Origin of the sequence: Pelomonas dachongensis (assembly GCF_043555865.1) — a bacterium.
GTDB lineage: Bacteria > Pseudomonadota > Gammaproteobacteria > Burkholderiales > Burkholderiaceae_C > Pelomonas > Pelomonas dachongensis.
In genome coordinates this window covers 104,732-123,521 of the sequence record NZ_JBIGHY010000002.1, presented here as the reverse complement: position 1 = coordinate 123,521, position 18,790 = coordinate 104,732, and the positions used below count along the sequence as shown (strand labels likewise).

Here is an 18,790-nt window from a genome sequence, read left to right as displayed (position 1 = left end):
CCATGACCACGGCGTCTGCCCTCGCGCGTGCCCGGCAGGCCGTGGATGCTGGTCGGCACACGCGCATCGTGGGTCACGCGACGCTGCTGCCAGCCTGTGCCGACGATGCGCAACAGCTGCGCCTGGCGGTGGAAGACGCGCTGAACACGGCTGACTTCGGCGACGCCGGGCGACTGGTGTTGGTGCGCCGGCTGCGGATTCTGGACCTGCCACCCCGCGCCAGCCCGGCGTCGGTCGCGCGGGCGCTGGAGTCGGCCTGGCGGGCGCTGGCGCTGCACGCGGTGCCGGCGCTGCACACCTCGGCAGCGTCGGCCGAGGCGGTGTTCTTCGTGTCGCGGTTCGAGGCGCGCATGGCCTGGCTGGCCCGGCTGGCGAGCGGCCAAGCGCCGGCCGCATGGTTCTGGCCGGCGGCCTTGCCCGAGTTAAAAACGCCTGGCCCGACGCAAGTTGACTCCGGCACCGCGCGAGTGATGGCGGCCGCGCTGCGGGACAGCGCGCCTGAGCTCTTGGATGCGTTCAGACGTTGGTCGGACACGGCGCTGGCGGCGCTGTTTCGGGCGCTGCCGCCCGACTCACAGCCGCCGCTGCTGCAGGCGCTGACCGCGCCGGTGCCCGTGGCAGGCACGACGTCGCCGACCGACAGGGCCGCCGCTCGGATCACCAGCGGTCGTCTGCGTCAAGGCCAGCATCCGGTGGCTTGCCGGCTGGCGGCCTGCGCGCCGCTGGGGCAGGGGGCCGCGTTGCTGTTGGCGGCGCTGTGGCTGAAGCCCGAACTGCGCCGGCGCCCGTCGATGGATGAGGTGCAGGCGCTGGTTGGCTCGACCGCCGCGGGCGCGGGTCTTGCCGTGGCCGGGAGCGCAGCCCGCACGGTCGAAGCGGAAGAACCGAAGCCAAGCCCGGAGGACCTTGACGGGCCGCAGGCGCGTGCCGCAGACAGCCCGCAGCGCCTGTTCGATGCCTTCATGCCCGCGACTGGACGGGCGCAGCCCGCCGCACCGGCGGCGGCGCCCCCCTCGCACGCGTCACCCACGGCCCGCCAAGTGGCGTGCGACCTGCCGTCGCCGGCACGCCCGGGTGCACACGCCGGGGCCGTGCACATCCGTGCCCCGTCGTGCTGGCCCTGGCTGGCCGACGCGGCATTCACACGCTGCGGCGGGCTGATGCTGGCGCTGAACGTGCTCATGGCGCTTCGCTTCCCGCGCTGGCTGGAACGCCTGGAGGCTGCCGAGCGTCCTCGCTTCGTGGTCGGGCTGCTGCTGGACTGCCTGGCCATCGCCAACGCGGGTGGCGACGATCCGCAACGTGACTGGTTCGACGCGGACGCGGGGCCACTTCCCGCCACGCGGCTGTGGACGCTGCGCCTGCGGCGCACGCTGCGCCGCCACGCGCGCATGGACCTCGCCGAGCTGGTGTGTCGCCCCGCGTGGGTCAGCGCCACGCCGACCCACATCGACGTGATCTACGCACTGGACGACGTCGACCTGCGCCTGCGCCGCCTCGGCCTGGATGCCGACCCGGGCTGGGTGCCTTGGCTGGGGCGCATCGTCAGCCTGCATTTCATCGATGCGCGCCTGCTGCCCACGCGGAGCGCGCATGGATAAGCGTGCGTCGTTGTCGCTGCACGCCCGGCTGCTGGCGGCCATGGCTGCCGCGCTGCCAGCCGACCAGCGAGACCACCCTGACGCGCAATGTCTGCGCGACCCGGCCACGCGGCCCGTCGTCGACGAGGCCCGGCTGGCGCCACTGGTCGACGCGCTGGGGCTGGACATCGTCGAGCAGACCGCCATCGCGCTGGCGCTGTGGGTGGAGCTGGACGCCCGACTGGCTGCCTCGGTCTCGCTGCTGCAAGGCAATGCGCACCGCATCGGGCCGGCCCGCCCGAGCCTGGGCCTCGTCGCCAGCCTCGCCGCGTGCATCGACGAGGAGCCGCTGGCGCAGGCCACTGCCATGAGCCGACTGCTGCAAGGCACAGCGCTGGCGAGTGGGCTGCTGCAGTGGGCAGACGCCCAGCAACTGGCGCATGCCCGCACTGTGCAGATGCCGACGGCCATCGTCGCCTGGCTGGCATCCCCCGAGCCGGCCAACCACGGGGTGGCGCTAGGGGGGCAGCTGCGTTTGCGCCCGTTGGCCGCACCGCCGTGGCCGGTGCCGGCGGCCTGGGCGCAGGCCGTGGGGCGGCTGGCAGCAGTGATGACGGGCGCGTGCACGGTGGTGTTGCGCGGCGCTGATGCGGGCGAACTGCGCGGCATGGCGGCGTGCCTGGCGGACGCCGTGGGCCGCCGTGCGTTCGAGCTGGAGGGGCATGACGCGTATGCCGAGTCTCTCGCTGCCGTCGCCGCCCGCGAAGGGGTGGTGCCAGCGCTGATCGTCGCGCGCGGCCTACCGGTGTGGCAGGCCCCGGCCGCGCCCGGGGGCACGGCGGCGGTGCCGCAGCTGCAGCAGGGGTCAGGCTCGTTGATCGTGCTGGCCGGCACCGACATCGCGTTCGAATCGGCGCTGCCCCTGCACGAGTTCGAGCTGAGCCAGCCGGATGCCCACGACCGGCTGGCGCTGTGGGCCAGCCTGCGCGAGACCGAAGTCGATGGCCTGGCGGCGCCTGACCGCGAGGCCGTCGCGCGCTCGCGTTGCGGCATCTCGGTGCTGGCACAGGCCGCCGCGCAGGCGCACGATGGCCGCGCCCATGCCGCCATCGAGGCGGCGGTGCGCGCCAGCGCGCGCAGCCTGTGCGCCTGGGCGCAGGTGTCGGCCGACCGCATCCCCGCCGATGCCTGGGTCGGTCCGCCAGAGGTGCACCGCGAGCTGGGCCTGCTGCTGACGCGCTGCATGGCGCGCGCCGATGCGGGTGAGCAGCTGGGCCCGTTGCTGAACGGCCGTCTGAGCCCGGGTGTGAAGGCGTTGTTCATCGGCGCGTCGGGCACCGGCAAGACACTGGCCGCCCAATGGCTGGCCGACCGCCTCGCGCGGCCGCTGGTGCGCGTGGACCTGGCCGCAGTCGTCAGCAAGTACATCGGCGAGACCGAGAAGAACCTGGGGCAGCTGCTGTCGCGCGCCGAGCACCTGGACGCGGTGCTGCTGTTCGATGAGGCCGACTCGCTATTCGGCGCCCGCACCGACGTCAAGCAGGCCAACGACCGCTACGCCAACATGCAGACCAACTACCTGCTGCAGCGGCTGGAGACCTTCCACGGCGTGGCGGTGCTGACGTCCAACAGCAAGGCCCGCTTCGACGACGCCTTTCTGCGCCGGCTCGATGCGGTGGTGCAGTTCCCGCTGCCGGATGTGGCCGAGCGCCGCACGCTGTGGTCGCTGCATCTGGGCGAGACGCCGCAGGTGGACACCGCCGCCATGAGCGCAATCGCCGCGTTGGTGGACCTGCCCGGCGGGCACATCCGCAACGCCGTGCTGACGGCGGCCCTGCTGGCGCGGCAGCGCGCGCAGGAGGTCAGCGCCCCCCCCGCGCTGTCGGTCGACGACCTGCGCGAAGCGCTGGCGCTGGAGTACCGCAAGCTCGGGCAGCGCGCGCCGGACAGCCTCTGAGCTGAGGCGGCCGTGTTCCACACCACCCGCGCTACCGCCACAGACGCCCGCCGGCGTGTGCCGCCGGTGCCTGTGCCTGTGGCGGGGGCTGAACCTGCGGCGCCGGCGGTTGCCACACCGCAGACGGGGCCGACGGGGCAAAACGCCATGCCGTCTGCCGCAGGCGCGGCCAGCGAGGCTGGCCAGGCGACGGCAGGCTTTAAGGCGTCGCCGCAGGGCGCGCCTTTCGCGGCCGACGCCGCCGGGCGGAGCATCCTGCCACGTTACCTGCAGAGCGGGACGGCAGCGGGAGTCGCCGAGAACTCGCTGCCGCAGGCATCGCGTGCGGCAGCGCCGGCGCAGGCGTTGTTGGCCCCGGGTGCCGGCCCCGCGTCGAAGGCGCTGCCGGCTGGGACGGACGACGGCACGGCTGCCCAGCCGGCGCAGGTCGATCCGGCCGGACCGAAGGCCATGGCGCCGGGCAAGCAGGCCGATCTGCAGGATCTCAGGCCTGCGAAGCCGGCCGACTTCAAGTCGGTGGGCAAGACAAACGAGAAACCGGGCGCCCCGGCCGGCAAGCAGGCGGCGAGAGATGCCGCTTCAGCCACCGAGGCGGGTGGTAGGGCGCAGGTTGCCGGCGCAAAGGCCGACCTGAAGCCCGACCCCAAGCTCGACACGAGCGGCCTCCACAACGACGCCAAAGCGAAGGGCGCAGGCGCGGCGGATCAGCCGAATCAGCAGATCGCCAACGAGGCCGTTGCCGATCGGGCCACTGCCACCGGCAACGACGGAGCAACGCCGGCGGCCGGCGGCGCCGCAGCGACAGCTGGCGCAGCGCCGGGTGGTGGAGGCGGTGGCGGTGCGACCGGTGGGGATTCAGGCGGCGGTGAAAGTGCAGAAGCCGCAGCCGAGTCCACCCCGTCAGGGCCGGAGGCCGGACCCGCGGAGGCCGCGCAGGAGAAGACCGAGGAAAAGATGGCGCATGCCGACCCGGCGGCAGCGTCGGAGGAGGCCGAGGCCGAGCCGCAGTCGTCAACGGCAGCAGGTGAAAGCGCGGGTGCAGGCGCGAATGAAAGCGCGGGTGACACGGAGCCGGCCGGCGGCGAGTCCGCCGCGTCCCAGGCCGCCATGTCGGGCGCCGAGGCCAGTGGCGGCGGGGCGGCACCTGAGGCCGCCGAAGTGCTCAAGCCGGCAGAAGCCGACAACGCGGCCGGCGCGACCCGGACGGCGGACCCCGAAGCCCTGCACCGCGAGCAGGCCGGCCGCGAGGCCAGCGAGGCGCAAGCGGACACCCAGCGCGTTGCCGAGAGCGACAGCGAGGCCCACGCGCATGATCAGGTCGAACAGCAAGCCGACGCGGGCGGCGGCGGGGCGGCAGAGGCCGGCGAGCTGAGTGCCGCCGAGAAGGGCGCGGGCGTTGCGGACCTGGGCGAGAGCGTCGGCGGCGGTGGTGAAGGGGGCGGAGGAGGCGCCGCGGGTGGCGGTGCCGGGGCTGGAGGAGGTGCGGGCGCCGTGGAAGACAGCCCGCCACTGGACACCGCTGCACAGGACCCGGCAGCCGGCCTGGGCACCGCGGCGTCGCTGAGCCCGGTGCAGGCCGGCGCGGCATTGGCCGGCGTCGGCAGCGCCATCGACCGCACGGCGGGCGAGGAAGCCACGGCGCTGCAGGATCAAATCCCGCAGGCCGAGGTCGGCGCCGACGGCGCGCCGGCCAGCTGCGTGCAGACGGATGAAAGCGTCGAAGCTGGTGACGCCCCAGCCGCCGTCGAGGCCGGCGCGTCGCCGGAAACACCGCAGCCCGAGGCGACACCCGAGGCCGGGCCGGCGCCCAGCGAGCGCCTGGTGGCGCCCAGCGTCACGGCGGGCGAGGGCGGCAAGGTCTCGGAGGAAGACGGCGCGCGGGTGCAGGGCGCGGTGGACGAGATGCCCACCACCGACCCGGGGCTGAATGTGTCGGCGGGTGCGCCGCCGCAGGTGCAGTTGCAAGGCGACGCGGACCCGGCGGCGGTGGACCAGCAGAAGGCCGAACTCGACCGCACCGCAGCCGCGCAGCGGGCGCAGGGCAGCGTCGATGCCGCCAAGCCCGCCGGTGAGAACGCTATCCGCGTGACGCGGCCCAAGGAAGTTCTCAAGGGGCCGACGGTGGCCGACACCGGCGGCGGTGCCGGCAAGGGGGCGGCCGATGCGGCTGCGGCCGAAGAGGGCATCGGCATCATCGCCAGGGAGAAGAAAGGCCCCGAGGTCAGCGCCGCAATGGCGCACGCGCAGGCCGAGATGGCAGCCAAGAAGGGCGAGCACCAGGCCAAGGTTTCAGAGGAAAGGACCAAGAACGACCAGGAGATGGCGCGACTGAAGGACGACAACCTGGCCCAGCAGGCCGCCGAGAAGGCGGGTGCGCGCGGCGAGGTGGCCAAGGCCCGGGCCGACTGGACGGCCGAGCAGGGTCGGGAAATCAAGACCGCCAACGACAAGGCCGGCAAGGAAGTCGCCAAGGGCAACGAGCAGGTCACGGCCGAGCAGGCCAAGGCCGATGCGGAGGCGACGAAGCACATCGAGGACGGCGACCGCCAGGCGGGCGAGGAGAAGGCCCAAGCCGAGCAGGCAGCAGCCACCAGAAAGGCCGAGGCCAAGCAGGAATCGACCGGCGTGTTCGGCTGGCTGTCCAGCAAGGTGGCGTCGTTCTTCAATGCACTCAAGCAGGGTCTCACGGCCATCTTCGACGCGGCCAAGAAGCTGGTTCGCACGGTCATCGACGCCGCCAAGAAGCTGGCGGTCGCCGTAATCGAGGCCGCGCGCAAGGCCATCGTGGCGGTCATCAAGGCGGTGGGCGCGGCGCTGATCCTGCTGGGCGAAGTGCTGCTGGCGGCGTTCCCGGGGCTGAAGAAGAAATGGCGGCGCTTCATCGAGAACCGGGTGAAGGCGGCCGAGGACGCGGTGAACCGGCTGGCCGACGCGTTGAAGAAGGGCATCACGAAACTGCTGGACTTGCTGGGCAAGGCGTTCGAGTTCCTGCTCGATGCCTACAAGAAGGCCATGTTCATGGTGCTTGACGCGGCCAAGGCCGTGGTAGACGGCGCCATCAAGTTCGCCAAGGCGGTGGCGGACCTGGTGGGTACCTTCGTCGTACTCATCAAGGACATCGCGGCCAACCCGGGCGGCTGGATCAGCAATCTCGGCGCAGCCGTCATGGACGGCGTGAAGAACCACCTATGGAAGTCGTTCAAGACGGCCGTGAAGGGATGGTTCAACGACAAGCTGGAGGAAGTGCTGGGCGTGGGTATGACCATCTGGAACGTCCTCAAGAAGGGCGGCATCACCGTGAAGGAGGTGGGCCACATGGCCTTCGAGGCCTTGAAGGCGGCGATTCCCTCCGCGCTGATCCAGCTGCTGGTCGAGAAGGTCGTGGCGATGATCGTGCCGGCCGCCGGCGCCGTGATGGCCATCATCGAAGGGCTGCAGGCCGCCTGGGGCACGGTGCAGCGCATCATTGCGGCGCTGGGCAAGTTCGTGTCTTTCTTGAAGGCCGTGAAGGCCGGCGGTGCGGGGCCGCAGTTCGCCGAACTGCTGGCCTCCGCCGCCATCGTCGTCATCGACTTCGTCGCCAACTGGCTGCTGAAGAAGCTGCGCGGGCCGGCGTCCAAGGTCGGCAGCAAGGTCAAGGCCATCGCCCAGAAGATCATGGCCAAGGTCAAGGCGGCCATGAAGAAGGTGGGCGGCGCTCTGAAGAAGATCGCCAGGAAGATCGGCGGTGCGGTCAGAAAGGCGAAGAAGAAGTTCACGGACTGGCGGGCCAGGCGCAAGGCGAAGAAGGATGCGAAGAATGCTGGCAAGAAGAAGGATCCGAGCCAGCGGACAAAGGACAAGGAGGAGGAGCGCCGCAAGAAGCGCGAGGCGGCCATCGCCAGAGTGCGGCCCAAGGTCGATGCCTTGCTGTCCAAAGGCATCGGGCGTTTCTGGCTGATGGCTCGGCTGGGCTTCCTGGGCCTGACGAATGGGCTGAAATCCCTGTCACTCAAGGGCAAGGCCGTCGTAGCGCGAGCGAGCCCGGAAGTCACCCTGGACACCGTGGACAACGCGGTCTTGGGTGCCATGCTGGAGCCCATCCTCGTCAAGGCGGAGACGGCCTATTTGCGTCGCTACGATCAATCTCGAAAGAGCGAAGAACAGGGTGCGGAAGCCGGGCTGCACCACATGCCGGCAAACGCCGACACCCAGCAGATCGCCGACCTTCGCGCCAAACGCGATGCAGGACAACAGGCGCGCGCAAGCGGCGAATCGTCTCGCCAGGACAAAGCTTCGGCCACCACCACAACCGCGCAAGGCACCGACCTGTGGTGGCGGGATCACGCTTCGCTGAACACCGCCTTCGTTCGCTCGGTGCCGGGCATGGGCAACCTGCCAGTGAAGTACGCCAACATGATTGCTGACGGTCGACTGAAGGATGTGCCCATCTCGGCACTCAGCGCCGAGCAACGAAAGTTCTTCGACGCGTTGGGCTCCGTGGAGCGCGCACGCAAGAGCGGCATGATGCCGGCCATGGACCTCGCTTCCACGCTGCATCAGGAAGGCGTCATCAAAGGCGCTGAGGAGGTGCTGGCAGGCAAGGCGAATCCGATGTCGGCGGACAAGTCGTCAGTCGCCGCGCACCGCGATGACCATCATGCAGACCACACCCGGCGGTCAGCCTCCGACCTGGAGAAGATCGGTAAAGCCACCGAAGCGCGGCGAGAGAGCATCGGTCATATCTTCAAGCAACTGCGTCACTTGGTCAGCGCCGACCGCTCCATACTCACCAAGGCTGGTGGCGCGGCACAAGGCGTGGCCGCGGCCTTTGAAGCCTGGTTCAATGCCCAGGCCGGCGCGTTACCAGCAGATCGCACGGTGCTCATCCGGCTCACACAGGCGCTTGTGCAGAAGCTCATCATTTTCCTGAAGACCTACCGATCCTGAGCAATCATGGCTGCCATCAATCTCCTGCTTGCCTGCGATGACCGTTGCACCGCATCGGATTTGGAAGACCTTGTCGATGAGGCGTTGGTCGGCCTGCTTGCCGCAGACGGTCCTAACCTCGCACCCGCCGGTCGCCGTCAGGCGACGGCATCGCTCGCGGAGATCGCATGGGTTGACGATCAGGATGCTGGCAATCACGTCCGGCTGATGCTGGACACCGATATGCCGGCGTGCTGGCTGGCGGTGGAGGTCGCGGATGCACGGGTGCGCGAAACCGTGCTCATGGCGCTGCGAGAACAGCTGCCGGTGCTGGACTATGAAGCCCTGCGCGAGCAATCGGCTCCATGGCGACGAGGGGCTTTGTCACGCCTGGCGCTGACCCATGATCCCAGGCTGGCAGGAGACCTCCGCGAGCTCCTCATCTCGGCGCTCGCCAGCCCAGACGCCCTGCGTCGTGAGGACGCGGTGATGGCCGCACACCTTGCCGGCGCGACGGCCCATTCGGATGTTCTGAAGGCGGCGCTACCCCATGAAACCGACAAGGGCGTCCAGGCGATGCTGAAGCACGTCGTGCAAGCATTGCAAGGCGGCTCACGATAGGCCAGTGAAACGTCTGCTGCATTGCGCAGCAGGCACCCAGTTGGCCCGCCGCGCCTCAGACCGCCGGGCTGCGAAACCGCTGCGGGTCAATGCCGTGCTTGCGGATCAGCTCGAAGAAGGCGCGGCGGTCCTTGCGCGCGGCCTGTGCAGCGTGAGTGACGTTGCCACCATGAGCGCTGAGCAATTGCTCGATGTAGCCGCGCTCGAAACGACCCACGACGCGGCGCTTGGCGGCGTTGAACGATTCCGCAGGCACGGGCGCGAGCTTGTCCACGCCGTCGATGTCGATGTCCATCACATCCAGCTCGACACCGCCGCTGAGCAGCACCCCGCGTTCGATGACGTGGCGCAGCTCGCGCACGTTGCCAGGCCAGTCGTGCTGCAGCAGCAACTGCAGCGCGCCCGCTGTCAGCTGTGCAACGGGCTTGCCGTACTCGCGTGCGAACTCACGGACGAAGTGCTGGGCCAGCACCGGGATGTCGACGCGCCGCTCACGCAGTGCCGGCAGTGTCACGCTGAGCACGTTCAGGCGGAAGAACAGGTCCTGGCGGAACTGCCCGTTGCGGATGGCACTCTGCAGGTCGCCATTGCTGGCGGCGATGACGCGCACATCGGCACGCACCAGTGTCGCCGAGCCCACCGGCCGGTACTCGTGCTCTTGGAGAAAGCGCAGCAGCTTGGTCTGCGCCGGCAGGGGCAGCGAGTCGACCTCGTCGAGGAACAGCGTGCCGCCCTCGGCCTGCCGCACGAGGCCGGCATTGGCGGCGTGCGCGGTCGTGTAGGCACCCTTGGCATGGCCGAACAGCTCGTTCTCGACCAGCTCGGTCGGCAGAGCCCCGCAGTTGACAGCGACCCACGGGCGCGAGGCACGGTCTGACAGGTAGTGCACCGCGCGCGCGCAGACCTCTTTGCCCGTGCCCGTCTCGCCGCTGATCAGCACGTTGGCATTGCAATTGGCGATCACGGGCAGCTTGGCCGCCACGCGAGCACAGGCCTCGCTGACGTAGATCAGGCCGCGAATTGCAGGAACAGCGGGAACGGCAGCCGCGCGCGTTTCGTTGGGCATGGAGCACCTCCGTGTGCGCAGCGTTGCGCAACTTCGATCGATTGACAGGGGCCACCCAGTCCGATTCGAAGCCGGTCGACAGGCGCTCAAACGAGGCTAACGGAAGACGTTGCCAAGTCAAGACTGCTTCTGTGGGAGGAGCCGGAACCACTCCCTCATTTGTAAGGACGGCCGCGGCCGCCCGTGAAGCTGATTCATGGGGCCACGCTGACGGGCCCACATGGTCACAGCGACTTGAGGAACGCCAGCATGGCCTCGCGGTCGGCCTTGGACAGCGCCTCGAAGCGTTGGCGGCTGGTGGTGGCCTCGCCGCCGTGCCACAGGATGGCTTCGGTCAACGTGCGCGCCCGGCCGTCGTGCAGATAGCCCACTTTGCCAGCGCCGCCGGCGACGCGCTCGGTGTAGCCGATGCCCCAGAGCGCCGGCGTTCGCCACATCTGGCCGGTGGCGCGGCCTTCGACAAAGCCGTCGGCGAGCTCGGGGCCCATGTCGTGCAGCAGCAGGTTGGTGTAGGGGCGGATGGTCTGGTTGCGCAGCTCGGCGAATTCGGACGTGTTGCCCGTCTTCATCGATGCCACATGGCAGGCCGTGCAGCGGTTGGCCTGGAAGATGCGCGCGCCGGCGGCCACCTGCGTCGGGTTGACGTCCAAGTCCGGCAGCGGCGTCACGCCCTTCGGGAAGCCGCTGGCCACGCTGCGCTGTGCCGGCACGGCCAGCAAAGCCAGGTAGCGGGTGACCAGTGTCAGGTCGTCCTCGGATAAGCCCTTCTCGACCTTGTTCGGCGTGCACCTGCCCGAATGGCAGTCGCGGTTCGGGTAGACCGGCGTGGTGACGGACATGTCCTGCAGTGCGGCGGCGGCGGTCTGGTGGCGCAGGCTCACCTTGGACGCCTTCCAGCCGTAGCGGCCCAGTTTGACGGCGCCGGTTTCGGGGTCGTAGGCGAAGTTGGCCGTGCCCAGCACCCCGTCGGCGTCCGGTGTGGTGCGCACGCGCGCCAGGATGTCGGCGTCTGGCACGGCCTCCAGCAGGCCCATGCCGATCATCGGCTGCGCGCTGCGCAGCGAGTGCGCGGCCGGCGTCGGCCCGTCGAAGGCGATGCGTGGCTTGCCGAGTTCAACGATGGTGCCGTCCGCCAGCGTCACCCGCCGCACGTCGAAGCCGGCGACGCGCACGCCCAGGCCCCAGTCCTGCGGCGCACCACTCACCAGCGAACGCGCGTTCATCTGCACCGCCATGCCGTAGACCGGGTGCGGCACCTGCCGCCCGTTCGCATCTAGCGCCGCGACGCGCACGCCCATGGTGTCCAGCCGCTGGTTGATCGCACTCGGCGCCAGGCTGCGGCCGTTGCCGATGTGGCACGAGAAACAGGTCGATTTGTTGAAGCGCGCGCCCTGCAAGCCCGCAACCGCGGTGTGCCTGTCGTTGCCGGCCTCGTTGTGGTCACCGCTCCAAAAGTTGGTGTGCACCAGGCGTCGTCCCTCGACGAAGCGCTGCATGTTCTGCATGCCGATCTCGTTGTTCGGCTGCTGGAACATGAAGGCGCCGTTGTCCGCGTAGTCGTACGACACCGAGCCGGTGCCGCCCTGCAGCGTTTCTTCCGGCAGCGGCGCGTTCATCAGCCTCGGCTGCACGCCGTACCATGGCCGCAGGCCCGTGCCGACCACGTAGGTGACCTCGTTGGTGTAGTAGCGAAACCCGCCGGTATCGCCCAGCGCGTCCATGACTGCGCGGGTCGAGAAGAAGGAGCTGGTGAACTCGATCGCGTCGCCGACCTTCAGTGCCCTCGATGCGACGGACTTGCCGTTTGGCACCATCACGCCATTGGCATCTGCCGACAGCTCGCTGTGGCGCGGCACGTTGTCCAGCACGACGCTGCAACCGTCGTTGGCGCCCTTGACGCCGGCGAAGCCGCCGTTGGGCGTGAGCAGCGCCGCCTGCGGCGGCTTGGCCACCACCGGGCAGGCGGCGATGCCCTGGTTGCCGGCCGCGTAGGTCGCGTCGTCCAGCAGGTCGCCGGGCGACATCCAGCCGAAGCCAGTCACGCCCGGCTCGTCCATGCGGCGGAAGAACGCGTGGCCGCCGCCGCGCTGGGCCTGCTGGAAGTACTGGTTGACGACGATCGTCGGCCGCGTGACGCCGGCCACCCGGATGTTGTCGATGAGCTCGACGCCCCAAGTGCGGTTCTTGAAGTAGTTGGCGATGAAGTTCAGGTGCGCGCCGGGGCCCTTGTCAAGCGGCTTGCCGGCGGCGTCGACCGTGTCATTGACGCCGTAGCCGATTTCGTTCCAGTCCTCGCCGCGTTCCCGCGCATGGCGGGAGCGGCCCACCATACCGAACCGGGTGACCAGCGTGCCGTCGGCCAACGTGAACTGCACGGTCTCCAGCGGCGGCCGTGCGGCAGGCGCCGGTGCCAGCGCAGCGCCATCGGCAGGGAAGGGCAGCGCCGCCGTCGCCATCAGCGGCAGCGTGTTGTCGCTGCCCGGTGATCTGAACGCGACCTCGTGCAGCGAGTAGCCGTACTGCGTGCCCCGGGCCACGCCTTGCAGGCGCACGTAACGCACGTTGGCGTTCAGGTTGAAGAACTCCTCGGTGCCACCCTTGCCACCGGCCACATAGCGGATCTGGTGCCAGGTGTTGCCGTCGTCCGAGCCCTGGATCGCGTACTCCTTGCCGAATGCGTTCTCCCAAGACAGGCTGAGGTAGCCCAGCGCCGTCTTCGCGCCGAAGTCGAATTGGATCCAGGCGGCGTCGTCCTGCGTGCTGGCCCAGCGCGTGTCCATGCTGCCGTCCACGGCGCGGCCGGCGACATGCGCGCCTTCGATCGCAGTCGACGTGGCCGCGACCGGGCGGACCAGGGCGCCTGGCTTGCTGATGTCGGTGCCGGCAGGCAGTTGCTGTGCAGGCGGCAGCGTCGGCAGCGCAGCATCCGTACCGCCGGGAAGCTCCACGGGCGCGGGGGCTGGCGGCAGCTCCAGCGCGGGCTCCGGCGCCGGCGCAGCCACCGGGGCCGATGCGGGGGGCGCCGGTGTAGCGGGGGAGGTCGTGGGACCATCCGCGCCGGCACTTCCAGAGCCGCCGCCGCAGCCGGCGTTCAGCGCTGCGGCCGCCACCACCAGGCACAGCGCTGCGGCCGAGGTGCGCGAACGCGCATGGTGGATGTGGTTGTTCTCATTCATTTCCGGTCCCTGTGTCGGTCGCGCCATCTCTGTGGCGCGATGACCTCCAACTCAGACCGGGTCGGAGAACTTCGGCAGTCCTAGGGATGGCATCTGCAGCGGCGCTGTGGTTCCGTCGGTGCGGGAAAGACGATACGCGTAGCCGAAGTTACAAATATGCAACCGAAGCAACCGCCCGCACGGCCTGTGATGCCCGCTGGGCCAAGGAGGTGAGCGCCAGGTCAGCGCGGCAGCAGTCGGTAGTGCTCGGCGATCACGTCGAAGGCGGCCTTGCGCTGGCCCGTCTCAGACAGTAGGCCCTTGCGGTTCCAGCCGTTCTGGAACACGGGGTGCTCCCGCCGTGGCGAGCGGAAGTCCTTCAGCACCCAGGGCGACAGGCCGCGCAGGTTGGGGATGCGGTGCAGCATCTCCAGCGTGGCGCGGTAGTACGCGGCCTGGTACTCCTCGGTCCATTTGCGCAGCTGCGCGCGTGACGTACCTGGTGAGTCGTGCTCGCCAGCCAGCGCGTCGGCGCCAAACTCCGAGGCGATGAGCGGCTTGTCGGTGGGCAGCTCCCAGCGCAGCTTCTTCAGGTCGTCCAGCTTGTCGTCGCCGTACCAACCGGCGTAGGTGTTGATCGCCATCACGTCCAGATGCGGCAGCAGCGGGTCGGCGATGCGGATGACATCGCCCTGGCGCTCCACCAGCAGCGCGGCGCTGATGAGGCGGCCGGGGTCCAGCTCGCGGGCGCTCTTTGCCAGCGCAACATGGAAGCGCGTGCGGTTGTCGGCCACGGGCGTCTCGTTGCCCACGCTCCACATGACGAGGGCCGCGCGGTTGCGGTCGCGGTAGATGGTCTCGGCCTGCATGCGCAGCGCCTTTTGCAGCGCGACCGGGTTGTCCCAGTCCACCGTCCAGTAGACGGGGATTTCGCTCCACACCAGCAGGCCCAGCTCGTCGGCCATGCGCAGCATGGTTTCGCTGTGCGGGTAGTGCGACAGGCGCACGTAGTTGCCGCCCAGTCCCTGTTTCACCTCGGTCAGCAGCGCGCGCGCGGCGGATTCGGTCATGCGCCGCGCCGGATTTGGGCCCAGTTCCTCCTCGTGCGCGGACACGCCGCGCAGGAACACCGGCTTGCCATTCAGCAAGATCTGGTCGCCCTTGACGGCGATGGTGCGAAAGCCGATGCGCTCGCGCAGCGTGTCCGCGCCGGCCGTGAATTGCACGTCGTAGAGCTGCGGCGTCTCGGGCGACCAGCGCTTCAGCGCTGCCGGGGCGGGCAGCTCGAAGCGTGCCACACCTTGCGCGTCCGTGCGTGCCTGCACCTGCAGCTTCAGCGCGGCGATGTTCAGGGTGACCGTCTGATTGGCGGCACCCGCGCCGTTGAGCTGCGCGCTGCCCACCAGGCGCCCGGCCTCTGTTAGGCGCAGCGTGGCGTCGTCGATGAAACTGGCCGGCGTGTGGATCAAGCGCACCGGGCGCGTGATGCCTCCGTACAGGTCCCAGTCGGTGATCTCGCCCGGAATGCTCTGCGCGTCATGCCGCGAGTCCACGCCCACGGTGAGGCGGTTGTCGCCACTGCGCAGCGCTTGCGTCACCTCCAGCACGAACGGCGTGAAGCCGCCTTCGTGGCGGCCGATCTCCTTGCCGTTAAGGTAGACGTACGCGCGGTAATTCACCGCCTCGAAGCGCAGGAAGCTGCGTTCTCCCGGCCTGGGCTGCACGTTGAACTTGCGCTGGAACCACATCAGGCCGTCGTAGTAGCGCAGTTCGGGCGTGGCTGCATTCCAGGCGCCGGGGATCTCCATCGCCGGGCCGCGGTCCATGTCGAACTCGAAGAAGACCGGGCTGCCGGGCTTGGCTTCCTCTGCGGCCACGTCCAGATCGCGGTAGCGCTGCATGCGCGACTTTGCGACCCAGCCGTTGATGTCGGTCAGGCCGGTGCGGTAGTAGTCTTTGGAATAGGTCCAGCGGCCGGACAGCTCATGACTGGCGTCGCGGCTGCCGTTCAGCAGCAACGCAGGGCGCAGATCGTCCGCGGCAGTGGCGGCCGTGGCAGAGGCCAGCAGGGCCACGGCCAGCAGCAGGTGCAGCCGGCGGTGCAGGTTCCAGAGATTCGGCATGAGTTCGTTTCGGTGGTCGGGTCTTGCTTGCCAGTTTGACCTGCGCCGCCTGATGGAAACGCGCAGGAACATGAGCATCCAATGCGCGCCTATGATTTGACATAATGCACATTGTCGACAAATTTTGTGTATAGCCCTGGTGGACGATGTTGGAAGCACGCACCCTGGCTCTGCCCGCACGGAGGGCCCACCGGCGCTACGCTCTGGTTCTGCGCATCAGTCGGCGTCCCGGACCAACTGCCGGATCACCGGCTGCTGCCTGTGGATCGCGTCGTCGATGTGTGGCAGGTGCTGCGCGAGCGGACTCTCACGTGCTACGGCGAAGTGCACGGATTGCTCCGCCAGCGGCGCCGGGCTCACCGTGAACGCATCAGGCGCGCCGCCGGCCGCGACGATGCGCGCCAGCACCGTCGACAGCGCCGGGTTCCTGGTGGTGACGAGCAGCACGTCGCACCTCCCAGCTTTCAGCGCGTTCAGCCGCCGCTATTGGATGTCGGACGCCATACTTTCGGGAAAGAGCGGTCCATAGTCCGCGCGTCGCGACATGCAGACCTGCCAGCCCGCGAGATCCTTCGGCCGCCGCGCGACCACGTGTTTGTCGCGAAGGCTGACCGCCCAGACGGCGCCACGGAACACGGGAACGGAGAACTGCAGCTGGGCGGCGCGCCCGGCGCTGGGGCTGATGCCGAATCCGATCGCCTCACCGCGCTCCACCAGATGCAGCAGCCGCGCGAAGGGCACCGACTGCGGGGCCCAGCGCAGGACGCTGGCTTGGGCGACGGCTTCCAGCAGCGGGCCAACGAAATTCGCATCGACCGCCTCTGAGATCGCCATCGGCACCAGCGGCGCTGTTTGCTGCGCCGGCGATGGGCGCACGACACAGGCCATCGCTGCGATGGCAGCACGTCGGCTCCAGCGGTGGGCTTCGCTCATCGTGCGCATTGCTCCTTGAAAGTCCATCTGACGCCAGTGACGTTGCCCCAATTCGGAGGCAACACCGTCGGCTCGACGAGATTGTGGGGTGCTTTGATGCGAACGCGGCCCGCTCCCGCAGATCGGCCGTCGTTCTCTAGCACGCCCTGCTGTTCCGCTCTGGGAGCCCGGCCCGCTATCCTCGACGCCCCAACTGCTTTGGTGATGCGAATGCCCCTTCACTGCGACGTCGCCATCATTGGCGCCGGCACCGCCGGCATGGCCGCCTACCGCGCCGCGAGCCGGCACACCGACCGGCTGCTTCTCGTCGAGGCCGCCCACTTCGGGACCACTTGCGCTCGTGTGGGCTGCATGCCCAGCAAGCTGCTTATCGCTGCGGCCGCCGCCGCACATGCGGTGTGTGAGGCTCCGCACTTCGGGGTGCTGGCAGCCGCGCCGGTCATCGACGGCCGCGCCGTCATGCAGCGCGTGCGCAGCGAGCGGGACCGCTTCGTCAGCTTCGTGCTGGACGCCGTCGACGGCTGGCCCGAGGCGACGCGGCTGCAGGGCCGCGCACGATTCACCGAACCCGGCATGCTGGACGTGGATGGCCAGCGCATCGACGCCAAGGCCGTCGTCATCGCCACCGGTTCACGCCCGCGCATCCCACCGGGCTGGCGCGAGCGGCTGGGGCGGCGGCTCATCGTCAACGACGACGTGTTCGACTGGCAGGACCTGCCACGCTCGGTGGCCGTGTACGGCGCCGGCGTCATCGGGCTAGAGCTGGCGCTGGCGCTGCACCGGTTGGGCGTGCGCGTGCGGCTGTTCACGCGCGGCCAGGACGTGGGCCCGCTGACCGACCCGGCACTGCAGGCGCTGGCGCGCGACCTGTTCGGCGCGGCGCTGCCGCTGGTGCTGAACGCTGGCACGCCGGAGCCGCAGCTGGACGGCGATCAGGTGCTGATCGGCGGCGAGCATTTCGACCTGCTGCTTTGTGCCGCCGGGCGCGAGGCCAACCTGGACGACCTCGGCCTGGACACCCTGCCCGCCCTGCCCCGCGACGAGCGCGGCCGGCCGCGCGTGGACCGCCACACAGGCCAGTGGGGCACCGGTCCGCTGTTCATCGCGGGCGACGTCACCGAGGACCGGCCGCTGCTGCACGAGGCGTCAGACGCCGGCCGCATCGCCGGCGACAACGCCGCACGCTGGCCGAAGGTGCATCGCCGCCCTCGCCGCACGCCGCTTGGCGTCGTGTTCAGCGATCCGCAGATCGCGCTGGCCGGTGCCAGCCATGCCGAGCTGACGGCCGCGGACATCGCTTTCGACACCGGTCGCGTCAGCTTCGCCGACCAGGGCCGCAGCCGCGTGATGCGCGCCAACCAGGGCGCGCTGCACGTGTATGCCGAATGCGGCACGGGCCGGTTGCTGGGCGCCGAGATGATCGGGCCGGCCGCCGAGCATCTGGGCCACCTGCTGGCCTGGAGCGTGCAGCGCGGCGACACTGTGCAGGACATGCTGAACTGCCCGTTCTACCACCCGGTTGTCGAGGAAGGGCTGCGCACCGCGCTGCGCCAGCTGCACAGCGATCAGCACCTGCCTGACCTGCCGCTCGAAGACTGCCTGGACTGCGACACGCAAGCTGAGGCCGGCCCCTGAGCGGGCTAGGATCACGCGATGAAGAAGTTCGCCACCTGGAATGTCAACTCGCTGTCCATCCGCTTGCCGCAGGTGCTGGATTGGCTGTCCGCGCATCCGGTCGATGCGCTGGTGCTGCAGGAAACCAAGCTGACCGACGACAAGTTCCCCACCCTGGAGATCGGCGAGGCCGGCTACCAGGTGCAATGGTTCGGCCAGAAGACCTACAACGGCGTCGCGCTGATCAGCCGCGAGAAGGCCACCGACGTGGTCAAGAACATCACTGGCTTTGCCGACGAACAGGCCCGCGTCATCGCCGGCACGGTGGACGGCCTGCGGGTCATCGGCGGTTACTTCCCCAACGGCCAGGCGCCGGACAGCGACAAGTTCACCTACAAAATGAACTGGCTGACAAGCCTGCGCCACTGGCTGATCCAGGAACTGAAGGCCCACGAGAACGTCGTGCTGATGGGCGACTTCAACATCGCCCCCGAAGACCGCGACGTCTACGACCCGGTGGCCTGGGCCGGCCAGATCCACTGCACGCCCGAGGAACGGGAGCACTTCCAGCAGCTCATCCAGCTGGGCTTCACCGACGCCTTCCGCCTGTTCGATCAGCCGCCCAAGAGCTGGAGCTGGTGGGACTACCGCAACCTGGCCTTCCGCAAGAACCAGGGTCTGCGCATCGACCACATCCTCGTCAGCGAGGCGCTGAAGGGCCGCGTCACGGCCTGCGAGATCGATAAGCTGCCGCGAAAGAACGAGCGCCCCAGCGACCATGCGCCGGTCATCCTGACCCTCGACGGCTGAGCATTCCTTCACGCCGGACGCGC

At 69.4% G+C, this 18,790-nt stretch carries 11 protein-coding genes; 6 read left to right on the top strand and 5 right to left on the bottom strand.

What is annotated here, in order from left to right; genetic code table 11:
* The first annotated feature begins 2 nt into the window (after positions 1 to 2).
* From ACG02S_RS05295 to ACG02S_RS05280, 4 genes are all read left to right on the top strand, one after another.
* Positions 3 to 1,601 (top strand): hypothetical protein, encoded by a 1,599-nt coding sequence (locus tag ACG02S_RS05295; protein ID WP_394469399.1) that lies wholly within the window; start codon positions 3 to 5, stop codon positions 1,599 to 1,601.
* Positions 1,594 to 3,537, top strand: a complete 1,944-nt coding sequence (locus tag ACG02S_RS05290; RefSeq protein ID WP_394469398.1) for an ATP-binding protein — start codon at positions 1,594 to 1,596, stop codon at positions 3,535 to 3,537. Before ACG02S_RS05295 ends, ACG02S_RS05290 begins: the two co-directional genes overlap by 8 nt.
* Before the next feature lie 147 nt (positions 3,538 to 3,684).
* Positions 3,685 to 8,466 carry a hypothetical protein gene (locus tag ACG02S_RS05285; RefSeq protein ID WP_394469397.1) on the top strand — a complete coding sequence of 1,594 codons (4,782 nt, stop codon included), beginning with the start codon at positions 3,685 to 3,687 and terminating at the stop codon, positions 8,464 to 8,466.
* A gap of 6 nt (positions 8,467 to 8,472) precedes the next feature.
* A complete protein-coding gene (locus ACG02S_RS05280; RefSeq protein WP_394469396.1) occupies positions 8,473 to 9,066 on the top strand; it encodes a hypothetical protein in 594 nt (197 codons plus the stop codon).
* 55 nt (positions 9,067 to 9,121) lie between these two features.
* On the opposite strand, the gene ACG02S_RS05275 is transcribed toward ACG02S_RS05280, so the two are convergent.
* The 5 genes from ACG02S_RS05275 to ACG02S_RS05255 all read right to left on the bottom strand — a co-directional run bounded on the left by ACG02S_RS05275 (position 9,122) and on the right by ACG02S_RS05255 (position 16,343).
* Positions 9,122 to 10,132 carry a sigma-54 interaction domain-containing protein gene (locus tag ACG02S_RS05275; protein ID WP_394469395.1) on the bottom strand — a complete coding sequence of 337 codons (1,011 nt, stop codon included), beginning with the start codon at positions 10,130 to 10,132 and terminating at the stop codon, positions 9,122 to 9,124.
* Positions 10,133 to 10,356: 224 nt separating this feature from the next.
* Positions 10,357 to 13,308 (bottom strand): di-heme oxidoredictase family protein, encoded by a 2,952-nt coding sequence (locus ACG02S_RS05270; protein WP_394469394.1) that lies wholly within the window; start codon positions 13,306 to 13,308, stop codon positions 10,357 to 10,359.
* Between the two features lie 221 nt (positions 13,309 to 13,529).
* Complete coding sequence (locus ACG02S_RS05265) at positions 13,530 to 15,410, bottom strand: glycoside hydrolase family 2 protein (RefSeq protein ID WP_394469393.1); 1,881 nt, start codon at positions 15,408 to 15,410, stop codon at positions 13,530 to 13,532.
* A 216-nt stretch (positions 15,411 to 15,626) separates the two neighbouring features.
* Complete coding sequence (locus tag ACG02S_RS05260) at positions 15,627 to 15,857, bottom strand: hypothetical protein (RefSeq protein ID WP_394469392.1); 231 nt, start codon at positions 15,855 to 15,857, stop codon at positions 15,627 to 15,629.
* 36 nt (positions 15,858 to 15,893) lie between these two features.
* Positions 15,894 to 16,343: a hypothetical protein gene (locus tag ACG02S_RS05255; protein ID WP_394469391.1), complete on the bottom strand. Its 450-nt coding sequence runs from the start codon at positions 16,341 to 16,343 to the stop codon at positions 15,894 to 15,896.
* Positions 16,344 to 16,547: 204 nt separating this feature from the next.
* Between ACG02S_RS05255 and ACG02S_RS05250 the strand changes: the two genes are divergently transcribed.
* Together ACG02S_RS05250 and xth are read left to right on the top strand one after the other, a co-directional pair.
* Complete coding sequence (locus ACG02S_RS05250) at positions 16,548 to 17,978, top strand: dihydrolipoyl dehydrogenase (RefSeq protein ID WP_394469390.1); 1,431 nt, start codon at positions 16,548 to 16,550, stop codon at positions 17,976 to 17,978.
* An 18-nt stretch (positions 17,979 to 17,996) separates the two neighbouring features.
* Positions 17,997 to 18,767, top strand: a complete 771-nt coding sequence (gene xth / locus ACG02S_RS05245; RefSeq protein ID WP_394469389.1) for an exodeoxyribonuclease III — start codon at positions 17,997 to 17,999, stop codon at positions 18,765 to 18,767.
* Positions 18,768 to 18,790: the final 23 nt, after the last annotated feature.

What these genes read in the sequence shown, in the direction of transcription:
- xth (WP_394469389.1), top strand. Translation starts at nt 17,997, where the DNA reads ATGAAGAAGTTCGCCACCTGGAATGTCAACTCGCTGTCCATCCGCTTG.
- ACG02S_RS05270 (WP_394469394.1), bottom strand. Translation starts at nt 13,308, where the DNA reads ATGAATGAGAACAACCACATCCACCATGCGCGTTCGCGCACCTCGGCC.
- ACG02S_RS05275 (WP_394469395.1), bottom strand. Translation starts at nt 10,132, where the DNA reads ATGCCCAACGAAACGCGCGCGGCTGCCGTTCCCGCTGTTCCTGCAATT.
- ACG02S_RS05250 (WP_394469390.1), top strand. Translation starts at nt 16,548, where the DNA reads ATGCGAATGCCCCTTCACTGCGACGTCGCCATCATTGGCGCCGGCACC.
- ACG02S_RS05255 (WP_394469391.1), bottom strand. Translation starts at nt 16,343, where the DNA reads ATGAGCGAAGCCCACCGCTGGAGCCGACGTGCTGCCATCGCAGCGATG.
- ACG02S_RS05265 (WP_394469393.1), bottom strand. Translation starts at nt 15,410, where the DNA reads ATGCCGAATCTCTGGAACCTGCACCGCCGGCTGCACCTGCTGCTGGCC.
- ACG02S_RS05295 (WP_394469399.1), top strand. Translation starts at nt 3, where the DNA reads ATGACCACGGCGTCTGCCCTCGCGCGTGCCCGGCAGGCCGTGGATGCT.
- ACG02S_RS05290 (WP_394469398.1), top strand. Translation starts at nt 1,594, where the DNA reads ATGGATAAGCGTGCGTCGTTGTCGCTGCACGCCCGGCTGCTGGCGGCC.
- ACG02S_RS05280 (WP_394469396.1), top strand. Translation starts at nt 8,473, where the DNA reads ATGGCTGCCATCAATCTCCTGCTTGCCTGCGATGACCGTTGCACCGCA.
- ACG02S_RS05285 (WP_394469397.1), top strand. Translation starts at nt 3,685, where the DNA reads ATGCCGTCTGCCGCAGGCGCGGCCAGCGAGGCTGGCCAGGCGACGGCA.